Here is a 22,643-nt window from a genome sequence, read left to right on the forward strand (position 1 = left end):
GCCAAGCCCGAGTCTGGTCCCCATCGCTCCCGCCCCCGTCCCCCCAGGGGAGAAGTCATGATCCGACCCCGTCCGGCCGTCCCGGCGGCAGTCGCCGTCTCGGCCGTCCTCACCCTCGCCGCCTGCACCACCTCCGCCGGTCCGGGCGCGGGCCCCACCTCCGGCCGGGACGGTACGGCAGGCGCCGTGTTCCGTTTCGCCGCCACCTCGGACGCCAACACCTTCGACCCCGCCAAGGGCACCGCGGCGACCGACTACAGCCTGGCCCGCCTGCAGTACGCCACCCTGGTCAACCGGGACACCGGCAACAAGATCATCCCGGGCCTGGCCGAGACGTGGGACGCCACCCCCGCCGGCGCCACCTTCACCCTGCGCAAGGGCCTGACCTGCACCGACGGCAAGCCGCTCACCGCCTCCGCGGTGGCCGGATCGCTGAGGCGCTTCGCCGACCCGAAGACCGGCTCGTCGGGCGTCGTCTTCGCCTTCGGCCCCGGCGCGCCGACGATCACCGCCGACGACCAGGCCGGCACCGTGACCGTCACCCTGGCCCAGCCGTGGTCGGACCTGCTGGTCGGGCTGTCTCTGACCAACGCGGGCATCGTCTGCCCCGCCGGCCTGGCCGATCCGCAGGCCCTCGCCCGGGGGCCGGTCGCCGGGGCGGGCACCGGCCCGTACGTCCTGGCCGACGTGCAGCGCGGGCGCTCCTACACCTTCACGCTGCGCGAGGGCTACCCGGCCTTCCCCGCGTACGCGCCGCAGGGCACGCCGCCCGCGCAGCTCAAGCTGTCCGTCCTGGCCAACGAGAGCACCGCGGCCAACCAGCTCAGCACCGGCGGGCTGGACTACGTGGCGCTCACCGGCCCCGACGCCGCCCGGTTCACGCAGGGCGGCTACACGCTGAAGACCGCCCCCCTGCCGCGCATGTTCGTCGTCTTCAACCAGCGCGAGGGCCACCCAGGCGCCGACCCGAAGATCCGCAAGGCGGTCGCGCAGGCGCTCGACCCGCAGGCCTTCAACAAGGTCTTCGGCGGCAAGGGCGAGGCCATGAAGAGCTGGAGCGACAGCACCAGCGAGTGCGCGAGCACCGACGCCGCCCTGGTGACCGCCACCGACCCGGCCGCCGCCAAGCAGGTCCTCGCCGGGGTGAAGATCAGGCTGACCGGCACCAACGGCGTCGCCAACGGCTCCGGCAACGCCTACGTGCAGGAGGCGCTGCGCGCGGCCGGCGCCGACGTCACCCTGCGCAACGTGGACAACGCCACCTGGGCGAGCGACGTCCTGGCCGACAAGGGCGAGTGGGACCTCACGGTGATGGCGCACCTCAACTTCGCCGGCACCCTGACCTCCGGCGCGCTGCTCCTGACCGGCCCGCCCCCGCCCCGGGGCCGCAACTTCGGCGACCTCCGCAACGACGCCTTCACCGCCGGCATGGGCAAGGCCATGGCCGCCGCCGACCCGGCCGCCAAGTGCGCCGGCTGGGCCGAGGCGCAGCAGGCGCTGCTCGGCCGCAACGACGTGGTGCCGCTGGCCACCGTGCCGGTCGCCTTCGTCTACGGCAAGAACGCCGACGGGGCCGTCGTCAACGGCACGCCCGACCCGACCACCTTCCGGATCAAGGGCTGATGGCCGGGACCGCCACCCGGGCCGGCGCGGCCGCGGTGCGCCGGCCGCACCCCTGGCTCGGCTTCCTGCTGCGCCGGCTGGGCGGCCTCGCCGCGGTCCTGGTCACCCTCGTGGTCGTGACCTTCGGCATGGTGCAGCTCATCCCGGGCGACCCGGCCCGCGCGCTCGCCGGGCAGAGCGCGACCGAGGAGCAGGTCACCCTGCTCCGCCACGAGCTGGGCCTGGACCGGCCGCAGGCGGAGCAGTTCGGCTCCTACGCCGCCGGCCTGCTGCGCGGCGATCTCGGCACCTCCTTCCAGACCGGCGAGCCGGTCGCCGAGGTACTCGCCGGCCGGCTGCCCTTCACCGCGGAGCTGGCCTTCCTGGCGATCGCCGTGGTGCTCGTGGTGGCGGTCCCGCTCGGCCTGACCGTCGCCGTCCTGACCCGCGGCGGGCGGCGGCGCCGGCTCGACACCGGCTTCACCTTCGTCACCGGCCTGCTCGGCGCCGCCCCCGAGTACGTCCTCGGCACCCTGCTGGTGCTGATCTTCGCCATCCGGCTCGGCGCGCTGCCTGCCGCCGGGGCCGAGACCCTGTCCGCGCTGATCCTGCCGGTCGCCGCGGTCGCGCTGCCGACGAGCTGCGTGCTCGCGCGCATCGTGCGGCGCGAGGCCGCGGTCGTGCTCGGCCAGGACTACCTGCGCGCCGCCCGCGGCCACCGGCTGCCCGCCCTCGTCCTGTACGGCAGGCACGCCCTGCCCAACCTGCTCACCGGCACCCTGACCATGGGCGGCCTGATGCTGGCCGGCCTGCTCGGCGGCACCGTGATCGTGGAGAGCGTCTTCGCCTGGCCGGGCCTCGGCACCCGCGTCGTCGAGGCGATCCTCAACCGCGACTACCCGGTCATCCAGGGCACCGTACTGGTCCTGGGGCTGCTCGCCACGCTGCTCAACACCCTGGTCGACATCCTGCTCGGGCTGCTCGACCCCAGGACCCTCACCGCGAGGAGCCACCCGTGATCCGCTGGACCAAAGGCCTGGTGCTCGGCCTGGCCGGCCTGGCCCTGATCGTGCTCGTCGGCGTCGTCGCCCCCTTCGTCTGGGACGAGGCGGCGACCCGGCTCACCGGCGCCGCACGCGAGGGCATGTCGGCCGCCCACCCGCTCGGCACCGACGCGCTCGGCCGCGACGTGCTGGCCCGCACGCTGGTCGCCACCCGGCTGACCCTCGTGCTCACCGCCCTCGCCACCCTCATCGCCGCCGTCCTGGGCATCGGCCTCGGCACCGCGGTCTGGGTGAGCGGCGCCCGCGTCCGCGAGGTGGGCCTGCGGCTCATCGACGTCATGGTGTCTTACCCCGCGGTCATCCTCGCGCTGGTCGTCGCGGCCATCCTGGGCGCGGGCGGCCCGGCCGCGGTCGTCGCGATCGGCGTCGCGTGGAGCCCCGCCTTCGCCCGGCTGACCGCCAACCTCGCCGCCTCGGTCGCCGGCCGCGACCACGTCGCCACCGCCCGGCTGCTGGGCGTGCCGCCGAGCCGGATCCTCACCCGCCACCTGCTGCCCAACATCGCCGAACCGCTGCTGGTGCTGATCTCGGTCTGCTTCGCCGGCACGCTCACGGCGCTGTCGGGGCTGTCGTTCATCGGGCTGGGCGTCCAGCCGCCCGCTTACGACTGGGGCTCGCTGCTCGACACCGGGCTGGAAGCCCTCTACACCAACCCGGGCGAGGCGCTCGGACCGGCGATCGCGATCACCCTCACCGGGGTGCTGGCCGGGTTCGTCGGCGACGGGCTGGCCGAGTCCGCCGACCCGCGGCGTGCCGGTCCGCTCCGCCGTACCGGCAAAGCCGTCTCCCGCGCGGCGGCTCCGGCGCCGGAGGTGCCGCAGGACGCGCTCCTGGTGGCGGAGGACCTCAGGGTCTCCCGCCCTGACGGCGTTGAGCTGGTCGCGGGCGTCTCCTTCACCGTACGGCGAGGCGAGATCGTGGGCATCGTCGGCGAGTCCGGCTCGGGCAAGAGCCTGACCGCGATGGCCGTCGCCCGGCTGCTGCCCGACCAGGTGCGAGCCGAGGCGGCCGTGCTCCGGCTGGACGACCTCGACCTGCTCGGGCCGGCGCCGGACCGCCGGCTCGCCCTGGAGATCGGCGTCGTCTACCAGGACCCCGCCGCGTCGTTCAACCCCGGCCTGCGGATGGGCGGCCAGATCACCGAGGTGCTACGCCGGCACCGGGGGACCGGCCGGGCCGAGGCGCGCCGCCGGGCGGTCGAGGCGCTGGAGAGCGTCGGCGTCACCCGGCCGGAGGCCCGGCTGCGGCAGTACCCGCACGAGCTGTCCGGCGGCCTGCGCCAGCGCGCGATGATCGCCTCGGCGGTGCTCCCTGGACCGCGGCTGCTCGTCGCCGACGAGCCCACGACCGCGCTGGACGTCACCGTCCAGGCCGAGGTGCTCGCCCTGGTGAAGGAGATCAACGAGCGCGACGGCACCGCGGTGCTGTTCATCTCGCACGACATCGGGGTGATCGCCACCCTGTGCCACCGCGTGCTGGTGATGTACGCCGGGCGGGTCGTGGAGGAGCTGACCGTCGCCGACCTCCGGGAGGGCCGCGCCCGCCACCCCTACACCCGCGCGCTGCTGGCCGCGACCCCCCGGCTGACCGGGCCGGCCGGGGAGCCGCCGGCGACCATCCCGGGCCGCCCGCCCGCCCCGGCCGAGCGGCCGAGCGGCTGCGCGTTCGCCGCCCGTTGCGCCGAGGCCCTGCCGCACTGCGCGGCCGAGCCCGCGCCGCCGGTGCCGTCGCCGGGCGGCTGGGCGGCCTGCCACGCTCTGGCGACCAAGGTTTCGGAGGGGGCGTCGTGACGCTCGCCGCAGAGAACGTGACCGTGGTGTTCGGCCACGGCGCCCGCGCCCAGACCATCCTGGACGACGTCAGCCTCACCGTGCCCACCGGGACCACCACCGGCCTGGTCGGCGAGTCGGGCTCGGGCAAGTCCACCCTGGCCAAGGTCGTGGTCGGGCTGGTCCGGCCCCGCTCGGGCCGGGCGCTGCTGGACGGGGCCGACCACGCGGCCCTGCGGGGACGAAGCCTGGCCGAGGCCCGGCGCCGGATCCAGCTCATCCCGCAGGACCCCTACTCCTCGCTCAACCCGCGGATGACCATCGGCCGGGCGCTCGCCGAGGCCGCCGACCCCCGCCGGGCCGACCCGCGCGCCCACGCCGCGAAGATCACCGGCGCGCTGGAGGCGGTCGCCCTGGACGCCGCCGCCGCCGGGCGCTACCCGCACGAGTTCTCCGGCGGCCAGCGCCAGCGCATCGCCATCGCCCGCGCGCTGGTGACCGGCGCGGACGTGCTGGTCGCCGACGAGATCACCTCGGCGCTGGACTGCTCGGTCCAGGCCGAGGTGTTGGCCCTGCTGGCCGGGCTGCGCGAACGCCTGGGCCTGACCATGCTGTTCATCTCCCACGACCTGGCCGTGGTCCGGCACGTCTGCGACCAGGTGGCCGTCATGCACCGGGGCCGGGTGGTCGAGCACGCGCCGCGTGACCTGATCTACCGCGAGCCCGCCCATCCCTACACCCGGCGGCTGCTGGACAGCGCGCCGTCCCTGTCCCTGGAGGAGACCCGTTGAGCAGCCGAGCGGCGGAGACGACCCGCGCCATCCTGACCGGTCTCGACCTGACCGGCCTGGCGGCCTTCTACCGCGACCTGCACGCCCATCCCGAGCTGTCGTGGCAGGAGCACCGCACCGCCGCCGCGGTCGCCGCCCGGCTGGCCGCCGCCGGCTTCACCGTCACCGAGCGGGTCGGCGGGACCGGAGTCGTCGGCGTGCTGCGCAACGGCGACGGCCCGGTGGTCCTGCTCCGGGCCGACCTCGACGCGCTGCCGGTGACCGAGCGGACCGGCCTGCCGTACGCCAGCACCGTGCCGGGGGTGATGCACGCCTGCGGGCACGACCTGCACCTGGCCTGCCTGGCCGGGGCCGCGGAAGCCCTCAGCCGGGCCCGCAGCTCCTGGTCGGGCGTGCTCGTGGTCGTCGCCCAGCCCGCCGAGGAGGTCGGCGAGGGCGCGCTCGCCCTGCTCGGCGACGGCCTGTTCACCCGCTTCCCCCGGCCCGACGTGGCGCTCGGCCAGCACGTCGGCCCGACCCCGGCGGGCACCACGATCCACCGGCCCGGCCTGCTGATGGCCGCCTCCACCACGATCGACGTGCGCATCCTCGGCCGGGGCGGGCACGGCTCCACCCCGGAGCTGTGCGTGGACCCGGTGGTGACCGCCGCCCACCTGGTCACCCGGCTGCAGACCATCGTCTCCAGGGAGACCTCGCCGAGCGATCCGGTCGTGCTCACCACCGGGGTCCTGCGGGCGGGCACGCAGGCCAACGTCATCCCGGACGAGGCCTACCTCGCCCTCAACCTGCGCACCCGCACCGACGGGGCCAGGGAGCGGGTGCTGGCCGCCATCCGGCGCATGGCCGAGGGGGAGTGCGCCGCCGCCGGCTGCCCGCGGCCCCCGCAGGTCGAGGTCACCGGCCGCTTCCCGCTCACCCTGAACGACCCCGGGGCCGACGCCACAGTCAGCGCCGTGCACGCCGAGCTGTTCGGGGCCGAGGCGGTGATCGAGCACGGGCCGCTGATGGGCAGCGAGGACTTCTCCTACCTGGGCCTGGCCGAGCACAACGGCGGCACGGCGATCCCGACGGCGTTCTGGTTCTTCGGCGGCACGCCGTGGCAGGTGTGGGAGGCGGCGCCGGGGGACGGCCCGGAGGACAAGCTCCGCACCGTGCCCGGCAACCACAACTCGCGCTTCGCCCCCTCCGCCGAGGAGGGCCTGCGCCACGGCGTCACCGCCCTGACCGGCGCCGCCCTGGCCTACCTCGCATGAGCGAGGCCCCCGGCCCACGCAACGTGCGCGGCGTCGCCGACCTGATCTTCGTGGGGCGGATCCGTACCTTCGACCCCGTCCGGCCGCTGGCCGGTGCGCTGGCCGTCCGCGACGGCCGGATCCTCGCGCTCGGCGAACCGCACGACCTCGACGGGCTGCGCGGCCCCCGCACCGTCGTGGCCGACGCCGGCGACGGCTGCGTGCTGCCGGGGTTCGTGGAGGCGCACGGCCACTTCGTCGCCGACGGGCTCGGCGCGGCCGGCGGCGTGGTGGACGTGCGCCCGGTCACCGCACCCGATGCGGAAGCGGTCCTGGCCGCGATCGACGCCGCCCTGGCCACCCGGCCGGGTACGGGCGTCCTGGCCAACGGCTGGGACGCGCTGCTGCAGTCGGGCCTGCCCCGGCCCGACCTGGACTGGCTCGACCGCCGAGCGCCCGCCTGCCCGCTGGTCGTCCTGCACAACTCCGGGCACCTGGCCTACTTCAACAGCGCCGCGGCCCGCCAGGCCGGGCTGGACGAGCACCCCGGCGAGGGCTTCGGCCGTACCCCGCAGGGCACCCTGGACGGCACCGCCACCGGACCCGCGGCGATCGGACTGCTCACCGCCCCGTTCGCAACCGCCCTGCTCGGTCCCGGCTTCACCACGGCCATGGCCGCCCAGAGCGCGCGCCTGGCCGCCCGGGGCATCACCACGATGAGCGACATGGGCTTCGCCCCCGCCTACCGCCCGGCGCTGGAGGCCGCCCGTACGGCCGGGGCGATCCGCACCCGGCTGCGGCTGTACGAGCCGGCCACCCCCGCGCTCGCCAGCGCGGTCGCCCCGGGGGCGGGCGACGACCTCGTCCGGCAGGTCGGCATCAAGGTCTGGGCCGACGGCTCGCCCTGGGTCGGCACCCTCGCGGCCACCTTCCCCTACCTCGACACCGCCGCCACCCGCGCCCTCGGCCTCCCGCCCGGCCACCGCGCCGCCCCCCGCTACGACCACGCGGAGCTCGCCGAGATCTTCCAGGCGTACGGCGGAGCCGGCTGGCAACTGGCCTGCCACGCCAACGGCGACGCCGCCATCGACCTGGCCCTCGACGTCTGGGAGGAACTCGCGCCGCCGCCCGCCGGATGGCCCCGGCTGCGCCTGGAGCACGTCAGCGCGATGCGCCAGGACCAGTTCGCCCGCGCCCACGCCCTCGGCGTCACCTGCAGCCTGTTCCCCGACCACCTGCACCACTGGGGCGAGGTGCTGGCCGACGAGCTGTTCGGGCCGGAGGTCGCCGCCCGGTGGGCGCCGGCCGGCTCCGCCGTACGGGCGGGGATGCGGGTCTCGCTGCACAACGACTCGCCGGTCACGCCCGCCGACCCGCTGCACAACGTCAGCGTCGCGGCCACCCGCACCACCCGGCGCGGCCGGACGCTGGGCGCGGCCGAGCGGATCGGCGTCGCCCAGGCGTTGCGCGCCCAGACCGCCGACGCGGCATGGCAACTGCTGGCCGGCGACGTCGTCGGCACGCTGGCCCCGGGCCGCTACGCCGACCTGGCGGTGCTGCCCGCCGACCCGCTCGCGGTCGAGCCCGAGGCGGTGGCCGGGCTGGAGGTCCTGGCCACCTTCCTCGGCGGCGTGGCCGTCCACGGCGGGCTGCCCCGGCACCGCGGCCACCCGCGCACCCTCGGAAAGGACCAACGATGACCACCAGCCCCTCCCTCGCCGAGCACGCCGACGAGGTCTGGCACGGCCGCGCCGAAGGCGGGGTCTTCGGCTTCACCGCGGCCGGGCGGGGCGTCCAGGACGTCGCGCCCGGGATCGGCTGGCGGGCCGGCTTCGGCAACGTCGCCGCCTTCCGCACCGGCGACGGGCTGGTGCTGTTCGACACCGGCAACCCCGGCGACGCCGCCAGGCTCCACGCCGACGTGCGCGCCTGGACGGCCGAACCGCTCACCGAGGCGATCTACTCCCACGGCCACATCGACCACGTCTTCGGCGTGGACCCCTTCGACGCCGAAGCCGACGAGCTCGGCCGGCCCCGGCCGACGGTGATCGCGCACGAGGCCGTGCTCGACCGGTTCGACCGGTACGTGCTGACCAACGGCTACAACACCGTCGTCAACCGGCGCCAGTTCCAGCAGCCGGACCTGACCTGGCCGAGCCGCTTCCGGCTGCCCGACCGCACCTACCGCGACAGCCTCACCCTCGTCCGGGGCGAGCTGACCTTCGAGCTGTTCCACGCCAAGGGCGAGACCGACGACGCGACCGTCGCGTGGATCCCCGAGCGGCGCACGCTGTGCGCCGGCGACCTGTTCATCTGGGTCGCGCCCAACGCGGGCAACCCGCAGAAGGTGCAGCGCTATCCGGCCGAGTGGGCGCGGGCGCTGCGCCGCATGGCCGCGCTGGACGCCGAGACCCTGCTGCCCGCGCACGGCGTGCCGATCTTCGGGGCCGCGCGGGTCCGCCAGGCGCTGGAGGAGACCGCCGAGTGGCTGGAGAGCCTGGTCGAGCAGACCCTCGCGTTGCTCAACGCGGGTGCGCGGCTGGACGAGATCGTGCGGGAGGTGCGCCCGCCCGCCCACCTGGCCGGCCGGCCCTACCTGCGGCCGCTCTACGACGAGCCCGAGTTCGTGGTCAGGAACATCTGGCGGCTCTACGGCGGCTGGTACGACGGCAACCCGGCCACCCTCAAGCCCGCCCCGGACGCGGTCCTGGCCGGCGCCCTCGCCGGGCTGGCCGGCGGGCCGCACCGGCTGGCCGACGCGGCGAGCTCGGCGGCCGTCGCGGGAGACCTGCGGCTGGCCGGGCACCTCGCGGAGCTGGCGGTGCTCGCCGCCCCGGACGACCCGGCGCTGCACGCGGTTCGCGCGGCGGTGTTTGGCGCCCGGGCCGAGCAGGAGCGGTCGGTGATGGCCCGCGGCGTCTTCCGCTGGGCGGCGGCCGAATCCCGGCGGCTCGCCGCCCCGCCGGACTGACACGATCCCTCGCCGGGAATGCGCGGCGATCACCTAATGGTTGGCCGATGGTATAGCCGTTAGGTAGATCGCTTCGTCCCGGAAGAGGTACCTCTCATGACGCGCCGGATGGGCGACCGGATCGGACCCGACGAGCAGGCCTTCATCGAGACGCGCGAGAGCTTCTACCTGGCCAGCGTCGGATCCACCGGCTGGCCGTACCTCCAGCACCGCGGCGGGCCGCCCGGCTTCCTGCGCGTGCTCGGCGAGCGCACGCTCGGCTTCGCCGACTTCCGCGGCAACCGGCGGTACATCACCGTCGGGAACCTCGACCACGACGACCGGGTCTCGCTGTTCCTCATGGACTACGCCCACCAGGCCCGGATGAAGATCCTCGGCCGCGCCCGCACCGTCGACGGCGACTCCCCCCTGGCCGTGGAGGGCTACCGCGCCTAGGTGGAACGCACGGTCCTCATCGAGGTCGAGGCCTTCGACTGGAACTGCCACCAGCACATCCCGCAGCTCTTCCCCCGCGAGACGGTCGAGAGCGCCCTCACCTCGCTGCAGGAGCGCATCGACCACCTGGAGGGGGACTGCGCGCGGCTCGGAAATCGGGGTGAAATACACGACAGAGGGTGTCGTGATTGCCTGCGAGGCTTTCCAGCACCGAGCCGGACGGTCTGCGTCCGGCCGGGTATCGAAAGGGAGCCGACATGGCGATGGAACGTACTGCCGTCAACCCGTGGACCTGGTCGCTGGAGCTGGGCTACAACCAGGGCGAGTTGGTGTCGGGGGAGACCCGGACCCTGCACGTCTCCGGGCAGACCTCGATGAGCGCCGAAGGCAAGCCGGAGCACGCGGGTGACATGGCGGCGCAGGTGGCGCTGAGCCTGGACAACCTGGAGGCGGTGCTCGACGAGGCCGGGATGACCCTGGCGAACGTGGTGCGGCTGAACGTGTACACCACGGACGTGGACCTGCTGTTCCAGCACTACGGGGTGCTGGCGGCCAGGCTGGGGGCCGCGCGGGTGACGCCGGCCACGACGATGCTCGGGGTGACCCGGCTGGCCATCCCCGAGCTGATGGTCGAGCTGGAGGCGACGGCTGTCGCCTAGGGGCGGGTGATCGGGGTGGACGGCATGGTGACGGTCGGCGTCTACGGCTTCGACGCCGAGTCCTTCCTGCGGCGGCTGCGGGAGGCGGACGTCCGGTTGCTGGCCGACGTACGGCAGCGCCGCGGCGTCCGGGGCGCGGAGTACGCGTGGGCGAACTCGCTGCGGCTCCAGGCGGCCCTCGCCCGGGCGGGGATCGCCTACGAGCACCACCTGGAGCTCGCCCCCACCACCGAGCTGCGCCGCCTGCAGTACGCCGAGGACGCGCGCCAGAGGGTCGGCAAGCGTTCCCGGCGTGAGCTCGCGGCGGGGTACGTCCGCCGCTACACCGCCGAGGTCCTCGCCCGCGCCGACCTCGCGCCCCTGGCGGCGGCGTTGCCGGGCGGCGGGCGCGTGGCGTTGCTCTGCGTCGAGCGTGATCCCGAGGCGTGCCACCGGTCGCTGATCGCGGGGCGGCTGGCCGAGGAGCATCGCGTCGCCGTCGAGCATCTGCGTCCGCTGTGACCATGGGCTCCCCGGGTCCGAACCTTTCCCGCCGGTGCGGACTCCAACAGGGCACAGCCACTAGCACCCCCGGGGGAAACATGATCACAAGACTGTCCGCCGCCGCGGCCGTCGCCCTGCTGGCCTGCGGGCTGGCCGCGCCCGCGACCGCGGCCACCACCGCGACCGCCACCACCACGGCGACCGCCACCAACACCGCGAAGGCCGCCTTCCCGGAGCTGCCGGGCTCCGGCGCCGGGCCGGCGGGCTTCGCGTACCTGTGCGGCAACGCCAAGGACATCGCCGGGGAGCCCACCGGCGCCTGCACGACGTGGCGGCTGGTCGCCAAGGACGGCACGATCCACACCGTGCCCGAGGCCCTGGGCTGGGAGCAGGGCAAGGACTGGGGCGACCGGGGCGCGTTCGCCATCAGCCCGGACGGCACGCGCATCGCCTTCCAGCGCGCGGCCGACGACAAGGTGGTCGTGCGGGACCTGGCCTCGGGGGAGACCTGGTCCATGCCGTACAAGGTGCGCGCGAGCTCGATCGGCTCGCCGTTCACGCTGAAGTTCGTCCGCGACGGCAGCCAGCTCGCGATCACCACCACCGCCGACGCGGCGCAGGCCACGCTGGTGCAGGTGGAGACCGGGAAGGCGCGCAAGTTCAGCAAGGGCTTCGCCGTCCTGGACGCCGACCCGGGCTCCGGCCGCGTGACGCTCCACGCCGGCCGCCTCTTCCGCACGCTGGGCGACGGCCGCCCGGTCAGCGCGAAGATCCCCGAGTACGCCGGCAAGCACCTCATCTGGGGTGCGTTCGCCGCACGCGACGGGCGGGCGGCCAACCTGGTGCCGAAGGACCCGCCCGCGTGCGGCCCGGACACCACGCCGGTCTGGCTGACCACCTTCGACACCCGCACCGGGGCGATGAAGAAGGTCAGGCCGCGCCTGCCCGCCGACGTCTACCAGGCCGACGTGGTGGACTGGCTGAACGGCAGGGAGATCGTCGTCTCCGCCGGGCGCGAGCGGCCGGGCAAGAAGGAGAACACCGTGGTGGGCAGCTACGTCTACGTGATGGACGTGCGCACCGGGGCGGCCGACCTCGTCGCCAAGCTGTCCACCCGGGAGCGGGTCTTCTACGCGACGATGGGCGGCTACGCCACCCCGCGCTCGACGGTCGCCGCCGGTCCGGTGGCCAAGGCCGGCAAGCGCGGGTGCGAGTAACGCCAGGTCATCCTCTGACCGGCTCGGCGCGGGAGCGGGTGGCGGCCAGGTAACCGGCCGCCGCCCCGAAGGCCAGCAGCGAGACCCACACGTTGAAGCGCAGCCCGAGCACGATCGGCGCGGGATCGACCCGCAGCCACTCGATCCACGCCCGCCCGGAGCTGTAGGCGGCCACGTACAGCGCGAAGGTCCGGCCGCGCTCCAGCCGGAAGCGCCGCTCGGCCCAGAGCACGAGCCCGGCCACGCCGAGGTTCCAGAGCGACTCGTAGAGGAAGGCCGGGTGGTAGGTGGCCGTGTCCTTCAGGTCCGGCGGCCGGTGCTCGGGGTCGATCTCCACCGCCCACGGCAGCGTGGTCGGCCTGCCGTACAGCTCCTGGTTGAACCAGTTGCCCCAGCGCGCGATGGCCTGGCCGAAGGCGAGGCCGGGCGCGACGGCGTCGGCGAAGTCGCGCAGCGGGACGCCGCGCCGGCGGCAGGCCAGCCACGCGCCGAGCGCGCCGCCGGCGACCGCGCCCCAGATGCTGATCCCGCCCTCCCAGACCGCCAGGACGCGCCAGAGCTCCCGGCCGGGGCCGAAGTACTGCGGCCAGTCGGTCGCCACGTGGTAGATCCGCGCGCCGGCGATGCCGAAGGGCACCGCCCAGGTCGCGATCTCGCCGACGGCGCCGGGCTCGCCGCCGCGGGCGTCCCAGCGGCGCTGGGTGAGCCACAGTCCGACCAGGACGGCGAGCACCATCAGCAGGGAGTAGGCCCGGATGGGCAGCGGGCCGAGATGCCACACGGACTCGGCCGGGCTGGGAAAGGCGATCACGTTCCGAGTGTGGCCGCGGGCCCGGCTCGCGCACATCGAGCGGGCCACCGATCGCCGGGTCAGTCGACTGGTTGATGCCGCGCCGGCGTCCGGCTGATTATCGTCGGTGCCGTGGAGTCCTGGGAGCGGTCGCGGCGGCGCTGGCAGCACGCCTTCTTCGCCTCGTGGCTGGTGCTGACCTCGGCCGGGCCGCTGATGGAGGTGCGCGAGATCCTGCCCTGGGTGCTGGTCGCCGGGCTGGCCGCCTGGTACGCGGTGTGGTTCGTGGCGCGCACGCCCCCGGCGGGGGAGGTGCCGCTGCCGTACGTGCTCGGCGGCGGGCTGCTGTGCCTGGGGCTGTTCGCCGTCGACTCGGCCTTCCTGGTGGTCTGCCTGAGCGTGCTGGTGCCGTACTGCATGGACGCGCTGCGCGTCGGCCTGGTCGCGGTGGTCTCGTGCGCGGGCGGCTGGCTGTGGCACAGCTACCACGAGGGCGGGACGATCACCTGGACCGAGCTGGCCATCACCGGGCTGATCGCGATCAGCGCGGCGACCGCGGTCGGCTACTTCTACACCGTGGCCCGGCAGAGCGCCGAGCGCCAGCAGCTCATCGACCAGTTGCAGGCCGCCCAGGAGGCGCGCGCGGCGGCCGAACGGCAGGCGGGCGTGGCCGCCGAGCGGCAGCGGCTGGCCCGCGACATCCACGACAGCCTCACCCAGGGCTTCGCCAGCGTGGTCATGCTGCTGGAGGCGGCGCAGGAGCGGCTGCCGGAGGACCGGCACCTGACGCAGGCCCTGCGCGCGGCCCGGGAGAACCTCGCCGAGAGCCGCCGCGTGGTCCACGCCCTGCGGCCCGGCGAGCTCGACGACGGCGGCCTGCCCGAGGCGCTGCGGCGGCTGTCCGGCCGGCTGCGCGACGAGACCGGCATCGACGCGCACGCCGTGCTCACCGGCGCGCCCCGGCCGCTGGAGCCGCAGGTCCAGGCCGAACTGCTGCGGGTGGCGCAGGAGGCGGTCGCCAACGCCCGCCGGCACGCCCGCGCCGAGCGGCTCACCCTGACCCTCTCCTACATGGAGGACCTGATCGTGCTCGACGTCCACGACGACGGCGACGGCTTCGACCCCGGGCGCGCGGCCACCGGCCACGGCCTGTCGATCATGCGCGAGCGGATGGCCCAGCTCGGCGGCTCGCTGCTGGTGGAGAGCGCCGCCGGCGAGGGCACCACCGTGGTCGCCAGCCTCCCGGCGGCCGCGCGATGACCGTCCGGGTCCTGATCGCCGACGACCACCCGGTGGTGCGCGACGGCATCCGCGCCATGCTCGGCACGCAGGCCGACCTGGAGGTGGTCGGCGAGGCGGTCTCCGGCGCCGACGCGGTACGGCTGGCGCTCGAACTCCGGCCCGACGTCACCCTGATGGACCTGCAGATGCCCGAGCTGGACGGCGCGAGCGCGATCAGCCGCATCCGCGAGCACGACCCGGCGGCCAAGGTCATCGTGCTGACCACCTACGACACCGACAGCGACATCTCCCGCGCCATCGACGCCGGAGCCATCGGCTACCTGCTCAAGGACACCCGCCGCGAGCAGCTCTTCGAGGCGGTCAGGGCGGCCGCCCGCGGGGAGAGCGCGCTGTCGCCGGCCATCGCCACCCGGGTGCTGTCGTGGGCCCGCACCGAGCCGCCCGGCTCGCTGAGCGGCCGGGAGATCGAGGTGCTGGGCGCGGTCGCCCGGGGCCTGAGCAACAAGGCCATCGCCGCGCACCTGTGCATCAGCGAGGCGACGGTCAAGACGCACCTGCTGCACGTCTTCACCAAGCTCGGCGTCGACGACCGCACCGCCGCGGTGACCGTGGCGGCCACGCGGGGGATCATCCGGCTCGGCTGAGCCCGCTTGTGCGGCCGCACAAGCCGCGTGCCGCGCGGACGGGCCGCCGCCCCCAGTTGGGACGGCGAAGCGTCCATGAGGTCAGATGTGCCCCTGATGCGGCTACTTTGTGCTGCGTGGTTCTTTCCGGCACCCGGCCACGACGAAGGAGCGACATGCAGGGCCACACCATGTCCGTCCTCGGGCTCACCCGCGCGGAGGAGGACGTCTACCGCTACTTCCTGCGACATCCGTGCACGCCGGCGCACGACGCCCACCAGGCGTTGGCGATCGGCGAGGAGCGAGCCAGGCAGGCGATCTCGCGCCTGCGCGACCTGAACCTCCTGCAGGGCGACGACGAGCGCACCTGGGCCACCGAGCCCGGCGTGGCCGTCCCCCTGCTGATGGACGAGCGACTCGAGGCGATGCACCGCACCATGCGGCAGCTCGCCGACCCCCGGCCGATCCTGCGCTCGCTCCAGGACGACCACCCCGCCGGTACGGCAGGCGACCCGGACCCGCCCCTGCGCCGCCTGGAGGACCCCGGGCAGGTGCGCGCCCACCTCGACCAGCTCGCCTTCGGCGCCCGCCACGAGGTGCTGGCCGCCCAGCCGTACGACGCGCTGAGCCCGGAGCAGCTCGCCCGCGCCCGCTCGGCCGACGCCCGCTTCCTGCGGCGGGGCGTGCGGCTGCGCACCCTCGTGCGAGCCTCGGCCCTGGACGACCCCGTCTCCCTGGGCTACCTGCGCGACCTGCACGACGGCGGCGCGCAGGTCCGGGTCGCGGGGGAGCTGTCGGACCTGATGCTGGTCTTCGACCGGCGCACGGCGCTGGTCCCGATCGACCCCGGCGACACCTCGCGCGGCGCGCTGCTGATCGAGGAGGGCGCGCTGGTCGGCGGCGTGGTCAGCCTCTTCGAGCGGCTGTGGGCGGCGGCCGCCGGCTTCGCCGAGGTCACCGGCCAGGGCGAGCCGGTCCGGTTGTCCGAGACGCAGCGCCGGGTGCTCACCTGCATGTGCACGGTGAGCAAGGACGAGGTGGGCGCCCGGCGGGCCGGCATGTCCCTGCGCACCTACCGCCGGCACATCGCCGAGCTGCTGCGGGTGCTCGACGCCGGCACCCGCGCGCAGGCGGCCCTGACCGCCCGCGAACGAGGCTGGGTCTGAGACCCTTCAAAGGCTCGGCGACGGCACCGGCTCTCAAGGGCTCAGCGGTGGCACCGGCAGGCCGAACTCGTGGCGCAGCACCGCCCGGGCGGCGTGCAGCCCGCACATCCCGTGCACGCCCGGCCCCGGCGGGGTCGCGGCGGAGCACAGGTACACGCCAGGCAGGGGAGTCCGGTAGGGGTTCCACCGGGGCGCCGGCCGCAGCACGCTCTGCCGCAAGGTGATCGCCCCGGTGCCGATGTCGCCGCCGACGTAGTTGGGGTTGTAGGCGGCGTACCCGGCCCCGGACAGCCCCCGCTCGGCGACGATCGTGTCGGTGAACCCGGGCGCGTACCGCTCGATCGCCGCGCGGATCAGCGGCAGCGGGTCCCGGTCCGAGCCGGGCGGCAGGTGGGCGTAGGCCCACACCGGCCGCCGGCCGGGCCGGGCGCGGCCGGGGTCGGCCACGGCCGGATCGACCACCAGCACGAACGGCCGCTCCCCGGCTACGCCGCGGGCGTTGGCGCGCTCCTGGCGGAAGATCTCGGCCGCGGTGCCGCCGAGGTGCACGGTGCCCGCCCGGCCCACGTCGGCGGCCTTCCACGGGATCGGCTCCGACACCAGGAAGTCCGCCTTGCCGGCGGCCGGGCCGTACCGGTAGCCGCGCAGCGCGCGGGCGTAGCCGCGGGGCAGCCGGTCGCCGGCGAGGGCGAGCAGCGCGGTCGGCGAGACGTCGAGCAGGACCGCCCGCACGCCGCCGATCTGGCGCAGGTCGGTGATCTCCACCCCGGTGTGCAGCACGCCGCCGTGCGCGCGGATGTCGTCGGCCAGCACCTCGGCGATGCGCGAGCTGCCGCCGCGCGGCAGCGGCCAGCCGGGGCCGTGGGCGAGCTGGGCCAGCAGCAGCCCGACCGCCGCGCCGGGCAGCGACGGCAGCGGGCCGATGGTGTGCGCGGCGGCCCCGGCCAGCAGCGCGCTCGCCTCCTCGCCCCGGAAGTGGCGCGCGCCGAGCGGGCTGCCGTGCCGCAGCACCCGGCTCACCAGCGCGGGCGCCACTCCCAAACCGGCGGGGGTGCGCAGGTCCGACAGCAGCAGGTCCACCAGGGACCGGCTGCGGGCCAGCAGCGGCTGGATCAGCCGCCGCCAGCGCGGCCCGTCCGGGCCGAGCCCGGCGCAGGTGGCGTCGAGGTCGTGCCAGGCCAGCGCGGCCCGGCCGCCGTCGAGCGGGTGGGCGTAGCTGATCTCCGGCCGCTCCATCCGCACGCCACGCCCGGCCAGGCCGAACTCGCGGAAGAACGGGGAGGCGACCGCCATCGGGTGCACCGCCGCGCACAGGTCGTGGACCACCTCGGAGTCGAACAGCGCCGCCCCGCGCAGCCCGCCGCCGATGGTGTCGGCCGCCTCGTGCACCGCCACCCGCAGCCCGGCGCGGGCCAGCACGACCGCGGCGGCCAGCCCGTTGGGCCCGCTGCCGACCACCGCCGCGTCCAGGTCGTTGGGCTCGCTGCCGGCCACCGCCGCGTCCAGGCCGCTCATCGGCTCGGCTCGGGTCCGAGAAGCGCCATCGCCCCGCCTTCCGCCGTGCTGTCCATCGGGTTGCTCGCCGCGCCCGCCGCCTCGGCGAACTGGGCGGCGGCGAGCCGGCGGTAGAGGTCGTCGCCGCGCACGAGCTCGGCGTGCGTGCCGACGGCACGCACCCGGCCCCCGTCCAGGACCACGATACGGTCGGCCTCCACCACGGTGGAGATGCGGTGCGCGATGGCCACCACGGCGCAGGTGCGCGCGATGCGCCGCAGGCTGTCGCGCAGCGCGGACTCGGCGTCGGAGTCCAGGTGCGCGGTGGCCTCGTCCAGGAGGATCACCGACGGCTTCTGCAGCAGCGCGCGAGCCACGCACAGCCGCTGCCGCTGCCCGCCGGACAGCCCGACGCCCTGGTCGCCGAGGAGGGTGTCGAGGCCGTCCGGCAACCCGGCGACCACCTCGGTCAGGCCGGCGAGCTCAACGGCCTCCCGGATGTCGGCCTCGTCGGCGTCGGGGGCGGCGTAGACGATGTTCTCGCGCAGCGTCCCGCGCATAGCCGCGCTGTCCTGCTGCACGTAACCGACGCGGCCGCGGATCTGCACCGGCGACAGGCCGGCGATGTCCCTGCCGTCGAGCAGGACCGCGCCGCCGGTGGGCCGGTAGAACCGCTCGATGAGCTGGAAGACCGTGGTCTTGCCCGCGCCGGACGCGCCCACCAGCGCGGTGAGCCCGCGGGCCGGGACCTCGAAGGAGACGCCGTCCAGCACCGGCCGCTCGCCGTAGGCGAAGCTCACCCCGCGGAACTCCACCGCCGGCCCGCCGCCGGACGGCAGCGGGAGCGTCGCGCCGGGGGCGAGACCGAGGTCCTCCTGCGGCAGTACGGCCAGCTCGTCCACCCGCTGCACGGCCGCCCGGCCCTGCTGGAAGGTGCCGAGGGACAGGAACACCAGGACCAGCGGGGAGACCAGGTAGAACAGGTACATCGTGAAGGCGGTGAAGTCCGCGGTGCCCAGGGCGCCGGTGGCCACGCGGGCCATGCCCAGGCCCATCACCGCGGCCAGCGACGCCTGCAGCCCCACGTTCAGGACCGGGTAGAGCAGGGCGTTCAGCGCGGTGACGCGGTTGCCGGAGGCGCGGGCCCGGTCGGCGAGCCCGGCCAGGCGGCGCTGCTCGCGCTCCTCGGCGCCGGCCGCCTTCACCGTCGGCAGGGCCGACAGCACGCGTTGCAGGTCGGCGCCGAACTCGCCCGTGTCCTCCCGGTTGGCCAGAGCCGCCCGGCGCAGCCCGCGGGCCAGCCGTACCGAACAGGCGGCGGCGGTGCCCAGGCAGCCGACGGTGACCAGCAGCAGCCAGCCGTCGGTCAGCGCCATCATCACCACGCAGCCGAGCACGATCAGCCCGTTGAGGATGATCTGGGCCAGGCTCTGGGTGAGCGCGATCTTCATCAGCGAGGTGTCGGAGACGAGCCGCGTGTGCACGTCGCCCTGGCGTCGGCCGTTCATGTGCGCCAGCTCGGCGCGCAGCACCCGGCCGGCCAGCGTCACCCGGGCGTCGCGGACGATGTTCTCCCCGGCGCGGCCGATGAGGTAGCCCTGGACCGCCGAGAGCGCGGCGTCGGCGACGAACAGGGCGGCCAGCAGCACGATCAGCCCGGTGACCGGGCGGTGCTGCCCGGCCGCCTCGATGAGCCGGGCCAGGAGCACGGGCTGCAGCAGGGTGAAGCCCACGCCGACGATGCCCAGGAGCACCCCGCCGCCGAGCAGCGCGCGCTGGCCGCGGGCCAGGCCGCCGACGATGCCCGCGCTCATCGCGGCCCGCCCGCCGGGGTGTAGGGGGAGACGAACAGGATCTCGGGCTCCTCGCCGTCGTCGTAGCCCGCGTTGCGGACCAGGGTGAACTGGAAGCCCTTCACGCCGGGCGGGCCCGAGCGCTCGATCTCTGACCGGATGTAGCCGGTCAGCAGCCGGAAGGCGGGCTGGGTGCGAGCCGTCCCGAAGCCCCGGTCGAGGTAGCGGAGGATCTCGGCGCCCAGGTCGAAGACCGCCTTCTCGGCGCGGCGCTCGGGGAACCAGAGGATCTGGTGCGGCCGGCGGCCGGCGATGAGCTCCACCGGCCGCCACTCGGAGGTCTGCCCGGCCACGTCGAGGGTCCGGTAGTAGAACTGGAAGTCGTGCTGGGCAGGGGTCGGCGCGAAGAACCGCCAGTTCGGGAAGAGCGCCGCGAAGCGGTCGAACCGGATGACCCGGCTGAAGGCCTCGTGCGGGTGCTGGGAGCAGACCGTGCCCAGCAGGGCCAGGCCCGCGACCAGGCGGGCGGTGCCGGCCGGGCCGCCGAAGTGCCGGGCCAGCAGGTCGCGTGCGCCGTTCATCGGACCTCCACCGTAGCCGGGCTGCCGATCTCGGCGAGGAAGTCCAGCAGGTGCCGGATCGCCGGGGCGGCGTGTTCCGGGCTGGTCAGGATGCCGTCGTGGTCGGCGCCCTCGACGACGACGGTGCGCACGACCCGCTCCGGTGCGTGGGCGGCGGCGAGGTCCTGGTGCATGAGCAGGTGCTCGGGGTCGCGGTCGACGGTGTGCTGTGCCGACAGCACCAGCGCGTGCGTGTCGAGCGGGTCGAGCGCGCCGTCGAAGGCGCGGAAGTCGCGCTCGGCGGCCCGCCACTCGCGTCGGGCCGCGGTCCACAGGCGCGGGTCGGCGTACTCGGCCATCGCCCGGCCGCGCAGCGGAGCCGGCAGGTTCTTGATCCACTCCGGCGTCTGCATCAGGACCCCGAGCCCGAGCCGCAGGCTGACCATGAGGGCGCCGACCGTCTCGTCGATCATCCCGGAGTTCTTGTCCTGCTGCCCGGACCGGTTGAGCTGGCCGGGGTGCGAGCTGTCCAGGTAGACCACCGCGTGCACGCGCTCGCCGAGCCGTACCGCCGCGCGGCGGGCGATCTCGCCGCCCAGCGAGTGGCCGGCGAGCACCACCTGCCGCCCCTCCGGTACGGCTGCCGCCACCAGGTCGGCCAGGTCGCCGACCGACTCCTCCAGCGTGTACGGCTCCGCCGCCAGCCGCCTGCTGGGCCCGTACCCCGCCCTCGCGCAGGCCAGCCACTCCACGCCCGCGGCGTTGAGCGCGCGCGTGTACCAGCCGAAGTGCGCGGGGAAAGCGCCCAGCCCGTGCTCGAAGACGACCACCGGACCGGCGCCCCCGGCGCTCACGGTCGACATGGGGCTGAGCTCGTTGCCGTGCCGGGTCGGCACCGTCCACCCGCCCTGGGCGCCGTCGGTCACCCGCAGCCGGCGGCTGACGGCGACCGAGGCCGCGCCCACGGCCGCGGCGCCGGCCAGCAGGGCGAGCGAGCCCAGCAGGCGGTCGTCCCGCCCGGCGACCGCGGGATGGCTGCGCGGCGTGCTGGTGTAGGCCACCACCGGGTGCATCGCGGCGAAGGACGGGATGAACCGCCCCAGCCCCATCACGAACCCGTTGACCACGTGGAAGGCCAGGGCGCTGCCCAGCACCGGCCGGGTCAGCCGTCCGCCCTTGAGGTAGAGCACCGGGAACAGGCACTCCAGCGCGAGCACGCCGTGCGCGACGAGCCGGGCGGAGCGGGGGAAGCGCCGGGTCAGCAGCCACACGTGCCGGTTGCCGTAAGTCCTGGTGCGCATCACCCCGGACAGCGCCGAGCCGCTGCGCCAGTCCGGGCCCAGCAGCTTCACCCAGCCGGAGACCAGGTAGGACAGGTTCGACTGGATCGCCACGTACCACAGCAGCGCGTCCTGCACCTGCGGCGTGGTCGAGAGCCTGGCCAGCCCGGTCGCGGTCTGCACCAGACCGGCGGCCTGGTCGGAGCCGTCGGTGCCGTAGCGGTGCACCGGGTAGAGCAACGCGCCGCTGACGCCGAGGAAGAGGTTGGCCGCCCCGCGCCAGCGGCCGTGGCCGGGCAGCAGCAGCGCCGCGCTCGCGGCCACCCGCCCGGCGTGCAGGGCGGTGTTGACGCGCTCGGCGGCGGCCAGGTCGAGCAGCCGGCGCACCGGCCGGCTCTGCCCGGCGTAGCTCTCCCGGGAGATCGACCAGTCGTTGAGCCCGCCCGGCCGTCGATGCCGGCGGTGGGTGAGGTGTTCGAGGCTCGACAGCAGCGAGGTCACCGCCGACAGGCGCTCGGAGGCGCCCAGGGCCTGGGAGCGGGACAGGGGGACGGGGCCGAGCAGCGCCGACAGCGCCGCCCCGGCCCTGGTTCTGAAGGGTGAGGGCATGGTGACGACCTTCCGGAAGGAGTGCGGGCGATCGGCCGGTCCGGCGGCGGGAGGCACCGCCGGACCGGCGGACTGCGGCGGATCAGCCGGCGGCCGGGGCACCGGAGGGCGCCGGTGCCAGGGGTCCCGGCCGACCGGCCGCCGGTTCGGTTAGCCCGGCTGCGGGAGCTGGATGCCGCCGGCGCCCTTGCCGGCCTCGAAGGCGTTCAGCAGCGCGTAGCCGACCGCCATGCCCACCACCAGACCGGGGGTGGCCATGACCGGCGCCTGCTCGGTGGCGATCCGGCCGTGCGGGTCGTCCACCCGCAGGTCGGTCAGAGCGCCTGGCCGGCGCAGGAAGGCTGTGTCGTGCACGGGTTCTCCTTGATGATGGGTCCGGGTCATTCCGGCTGGGGCGGGAGCGCGCCGATGGCCTTGGCCAGCGCGTAGCCGGCCACGACTCCGGCGGCGAAGCCGACGGCGGGCGTCACGGTGACCGGCGCGAGCGACGCCCGGACGTAGCCCGGGTCGGTCTCGGCCAGCGCCCGGGTGGTGGCGGGGACGGCGGGCGGCGTGGTCTGGAGCATCGCGATCACCCCGGCTGCCGTGGGGTCTCGCCGACCAGCGCCCCGGCCGCGTAGGCCACCACCATCGCTCCGGCGATGGTGACCACCGCCGGGGTGGCGGTGACCGGCGCGAGACCGAGATAGACCCGGCCCTCGGCGCCCTCGTGGAGCGGGCCGGCCGCCTCCTGCGGGCCGACGGCGTCGGCCCACCAGGGTTGTCTCAACTGCTGCATGGTTCTCCTCCTGTTCAGGGGTGGCTCCACCCTGGCCGGGACGGGCGGCGCTCCGGAAGGCCGTCGCGTGGCACGAAGCTGCCCG

General features: G+C 75.3%; 22 protein-coding genes. 14 read left to right on the forward strand and 8 right to left on the reverse strand.

Annotated features, from left to right (window positions below; all coding sequences use genetic code 11):
* Positions 1 to 57 precede the first annotated feature (57 nt).
* From AB0I67_RS19635 to AB0I67_RS19685, 11 genes are all read left to right on the forward strand, one after another.
* Positions 58 to 1,623, forward strand: coding sequence for an ABC transporter substrate-binding protein (locus AB0I67_RS19635; RefSeq protein WP_357925242.1), 1,566 nt, complete (start codon positions 58 to 60; stop codon positions 1,621 to 1,623).
* A complete protein-coding gene (locus AB0I67_RS19640; protein WP_357925243.1) occupies positions 1,623 to 2,621 on the forward strand; it encodes an ABC transporter permease in 999 nt (332 codons plus the stop codon). Before AB0I67_RS19635 ends, AB0I67_RS19640 begins: the two co-directional genes overlap by 1 nt.
* On the forward strand, positions 2,618 to 4,456 hold the full coding sequence (locus AB0I67_RS19645; RefSeq protein WP_357925246.1) for a dipeptide/oligopeptide/nickel ABC transporter permease/ATP-binding protein: 1,839 nt from the start codon (positions 2,618 to 2,620) through the stop codon (positions 4,454 to 4,456). The genes AB0I67_RS19640 and AB0I67_RS19645 overlap by 4 nt, the downstream gene beginning before the upstream one ends.
* A complete protein-coding gene (locus tag AB0I67_RS19650; protein WP_357925249.1) occupies positions 4,453 to 5,226 on the forward strand; it encodes an ABC transporter ATP-binding protein in 774 nt (257 codons plus the stop codon). The genes AB0I67_RS19645 and AB0I67_RS19650 overlap by 4 nt, the downstream gene beginning before the upstream one ends.
* Entirely contained in the window at positions 5,223 to 6,479 is a 1,257-nt protein-coding gene (locus AB0I67_RS19655) for an amidohydrolase (protein WP_357925252.1), read from the forward strand. The genes AB0I67_RS19650 and AB0I67_RS19655 overlap by 4 nt, the downstream gene beginning before the upstream one ends.
* A complete protein-coding gene (locus tag AB0I67_RS19660; protein WP_357925258.1) occupies positions 6,476 to 8,158 on the forward strand; it encodes an amidohydrolase in 1,683 nt (560 codons plus the stop codon). The genes AB0I67_RS19655 and AB0I67_RS19660 overlap by 4 nt, the downstream gene beginning before the upstream one ends.
* Positions 8,155 to 9,429, forward strand: a complete 1,275-nt coding sequence (locus tag AB0I67_RS19665; protein WP_357925260.1) for an alkyl sulfatase dimerization domain-containing protein — start codon at positions 8,155 to 8,157, stop codon at positions 9,427 to 9,429. The genes AB0I67_RS19660 and AB0I67_RS19665 overlap by 4 nt, the downstream gene beginning before the upstream one ends.
* Positions 9,430 to 9,525: 96 nt before the next feature.
* Positions 9,526 to 9,864 carry a pyridoxamine 5'-phosphate oxidase family protein gene (locus tag AB0I67_RS19670; RefSeq protein ID WP_357925263.1) on the forward strand — a complete coding sequence of 113 codons (339 nt, stop codon included), beginning with the start codon at positions 9,526 to 9,528 and terminating at the stop codon, positions 9,862 to 9,864.
* Between the two features lie 263 nt (positions 9,865 to 10,127).
* Positions 10,128 to 10,523 (forward strand): RidA family protein, encoded by a 396-nt coding sequence (locus tag AB0I67_RS19675; protein ID WP_357925639.1) that lies wholly within the window; start codon positions 10,128 to 10,130, stop codon positions 10,521 to 10,523.
* A 6-nt stretch (positions 10,524 to 10,529) separates the two neighbouring features.
* Positions 10,530 to 11,024, forward strand: a complete 495-nt coding sequence (locus AB0I67_RS19680; RefSeq protein WP_357925266.1) for a DUF488 domain-containing protein — start codon at positions 10,530 to 10,532, stop codon at positions 11,022 to 11,024.
* A gap of 80 nt (positions 11,025 to 11,104) precedes the next feature.
* On the forward strand, positions 11,105 to 12,223 hold the full coding sequence (locus tag AB0I67_RS19685; RefSeq protein WP_357925269.1) for a hypothetical protein: 1,119 nt from the start codon (positions 11,105 to 11,107) through the stop codon (positions 12,221 to 12,223).
* A 7-nt stretch (positions 12,224 to 12,230) separates the two neighbouring features.
* On the opposite strand, the gene lgt is transcribed toward AB0I67_RS19685, so the two are convergent.
* Entirely contained in the window at positions 12,231 to 13,034 is an 804-nt protein-coding gene (gene lgt, locus AB0I67_RS19690) for a prolipoprotein diacylglyceryl transferase (protein WP_357925271.1), read from the reverse strand.
* A gap of 111 nt (positions 13,035 to 13,145) precedes the next feature.
* Between lgt and AB0I67_RS19695 the strand changes: the two genes are divergently transcribed.
* From AB0I67_RS19695 to AB0I67_RS19705, 3 genes are all read left to right on the forward strand, one after another.
* Positions 13,146 to 14,273 carry a sensor histidine kinase gene (locus tag AB0I67_RS19695; protein ID WP_357925273.1) on the forward strand — a complete coding sequence of 376 codons (1,128 nt, stop codon included), beginning with the start codon at positions 13,146 to 13,148 and terminating at the stop codon, positions 14,271 to 14,273.
* Entirely contained in the window at positions 14,270 to 14,899 is a 630-nt protein-coding gene (locus AB0I67_RS19700) for a response regulator transcription factor (protein ID WP_357925276.1), read from the forward strand. Before AB0I67_RS19695 ends, AB0I67_RS19700 begins: the two co-directional genes overlap by 4 nt.
* A gap of 155 nt (positions 14,900 to 15,054) precedes the next feature.
* A complete protein-coding gene (locus AB0I67_RS19705) occupies positions 15,055 to 16,044 on the forward strand; it encodes a hypothetical protein (protein ID WP_357925279.1) in 990 nt (329 codons plus the stop codon).
* A 33-nt stretch (positions 16,045 to 16,077) separates the two neighbouring features.
* Here the strand turns inward: AB0I67_RS19705 and AB0I67_RS19710 are convergent, their stop codons facing one another.
* The 7 genes from AB0I67_RS19710 to AB0I67_RS19740 all read right to left on the reverse strand — a co-directional run bounded on the left by AB0I67_RS19710 (position 16,078) and on the right by AB0I67_RS19740 (position 22,558).
* On the reverse strand, positions 16,078 to 17,559 hold the full coding sequence (locus AB0I67_RS19710; RefSeq protein ID WP_357925282.1) for an NAD(P)/FAD-dependent oxidoreductase: 1,482 nt from the start codon (positions 17,557 to 17,559) through the stop codon (positions 16,078 to 16,080).
* On the reverse strand, positions 17,556 to 19,352 hold the full coding sequence (locus AB0I67_RS19715; protein WP_357925284.1) for an ABC transporter ATP-binding protein: 1,797 nt from the start codon (positions 19,350 to 19,352) through the stop codon (positions 17,556 to 17,558). Before AB0I67_RS19715 ends, AB0I67_RS19710 begins: the two co-directional genes overlap by 4 nt.
* A complete protein-coding gene (locus AB0I67_RS19720; RefSeq protein WP_357925287.1) occupies positions 19,349 to 19,912 on the reverse strand; it encodes a hypothetical protein in 564 nt (187 codons plus the stop codon). The genes AB0I67_RS19715 and AB0I67_RS19720 overlap by 4 nt, the downstream gene beginning before the upstream one ends.
* Positions 19,909 to 21,780: an alpha/beta fold hydrolase gene (locus AB0I67_RS19725; RefSeq protein WP_357925290.1), complete on the reverse strand. Its 1,872-nt coding sequence runs from the start codon at positions 21,778 to 21,780 to the stop codon at positions 19,909 to 19,911. The genes AB0I67_RS19720 and AB0I67_RS19725 overlap by 4 nt, the downstream gene beginning before the upstream one ends.
* A 150-nt stretch (positions 21,781 to 21,930) precedes the next feature.
* On the reverse strand, positions 21,931 to 22,134 hold the full coding sequence (locus AB0I67_RS19730; RefSeq protein WP_357925293.1) for a hypothetical protein: 204 nt from the start codon (positions 22,132 to 22,134) through the stop codon (positions 21,931 to 21,933).
* Positions 22,135 to 22,160: 26 nt separating this feature from the next.
* Positions 22,161 to 22,346 carry a hypothetical protein gene (locus tag AB0I67_RS19735; RefSeq protein WP_357925296.1) on the reverse strand — a complete coding sequence of 62 codons (186 nt, stop codon included), beginning with the start codon at positions 22,344 to 22,346 and terminating at the stop codon, positions 22,161 to 22,163.
* Positions 22,347 to 22,351: 5 nt separating this feature from the next.
* Positions 22,352 to 22,558 (reverse strand): hypothetical protein, encoded by a 207-nt coding sequence (locus tag AB0I67_RS19740; RefSeq protein WP_357925298.1) that lies wholly within the window; start codon positions 22,556 to 22,558, stop codon positions 22,352 to 22,354.
* Between the last annotated feature and the right edge of the window lie 85 nt (positions 22,559 to 22,643).

This window comes from Nonomuraea sp. NPDC050310, from assembly GCF_040655795.1.
Lineage (GTDB): Bacteria > Actinomycetota > Actinomycetes > Streptosporangiales > Streptosporangiaceae > Nonomuraea.

Bases quoted from the DNA above. Each gene is read 5' to 3' on its own strand.
- AB0I67_RS19635 (WP_357925242.1), top strand. From the start codon at position 58: ATGATCCGACCCCGTCCGGCCGTCCCGGCGGCAGTCGCCGTCTCGGCC.
- AB0I67_RS19640 (WP_357925243.1), top strand. From the start codon at position 1,623: ATGGCCGGGACCGCCACCCGGGCCGGCGCGGCCGCGGTGCGCCGGCCG.
- AB0I67_RS19660 (WP_357925258.1), top strand. From the start codon at position 6,476: ATGAGCGAGGCCCCCGGCCCACGCAACGTGCGCGGCGTCGCCGACCTG.
- AB0I67_RS19665 (WP_357925260.1), top strand. From the start codon at position 8,155: ATGACCACCAGCCCCTCCCTCGCCGAGCACGCCGACGAGGTCTGGCAC.
- AB0I67_RS19670 (WP_357925263.1), top strand. From the start codon at position 9,526: ATGACGCGCCGGATGGGCGACCGGATCGGACCCGACGAGCAGGCCTTC.
- AB0I67_RS19675 (WP_357925639.1), top strand. From the start codon at position 10,128: ATGGAACGTACTGCCGTCAACCCGTGGACCTGGTCGCTGGAGCTGGGC.
- AB0I67_RS19685 (WP_357925269.1), top strand. From the start codon at position 11,105: ATGATCACAAGACTGTCCGCCGCCGCGGCCGTCGCCCTGCTGGCCTGC.
- AB0I67_RS19700 (WP_357925276.1), top strand. From the start codon at position 14,270: ATGACCGTCCGGGTCCTGATCGCCGACGACCACCCGGTGGTGCGCGAC.
- AB0I67_RS19705 (WP_357925279.1), top strand. From the start codon at position 15,055: ATGCAGGGCCACACCATGTCCGTCCTCGGGCTCACCCGCGCGGAGGAG.
- AB0I67_RS19710 (WP_357925282.1), bottom strand. From the start codon at position 17,559: ATGAGCGGCCTGGACGCGGCGGTGGCCGGCAGCGAGCCCAACGACCTG.
- AB0I67_RS19715 (WP_357925284.1), bottom strand. From the start codon at position 19,352: ATGAGCGCGGGCATCGTCGGCGGCCTGGCCCGCGGCCAGCGCGCGCTG.
- AB0I67_RS19720 (WP_357925287.1), bottom strand. From the start codon at position 19,912: ATGAACGGCGCACGCGACCTGCTGGCCCGGCACTTCGGCGGCCCGGCC.
- AB0I67_RS19725 (WP_357925290.1), bottom strand. From the start codon at position 21,780: ATGCCCTCACCCTTCAGAACCAGGGCCGGGGCGGCGCTGTCGGCGCTG.
- AB0I67_RS19735 (WP_357925296.1), bottom strand. From the start codon at position 22,346: ATGCTCCAGACCACGCCGCCCGCCGTCCCCGCCACCACCCGGGCGCTG.
- AB0I67_RS19740 (WP_357925298.1), bottom strand. From the start codon at position 22,558: ATGCAGCAGTTGAGACAACCCTGGTGGGCCGACGCCGTCGGCCCGCAG.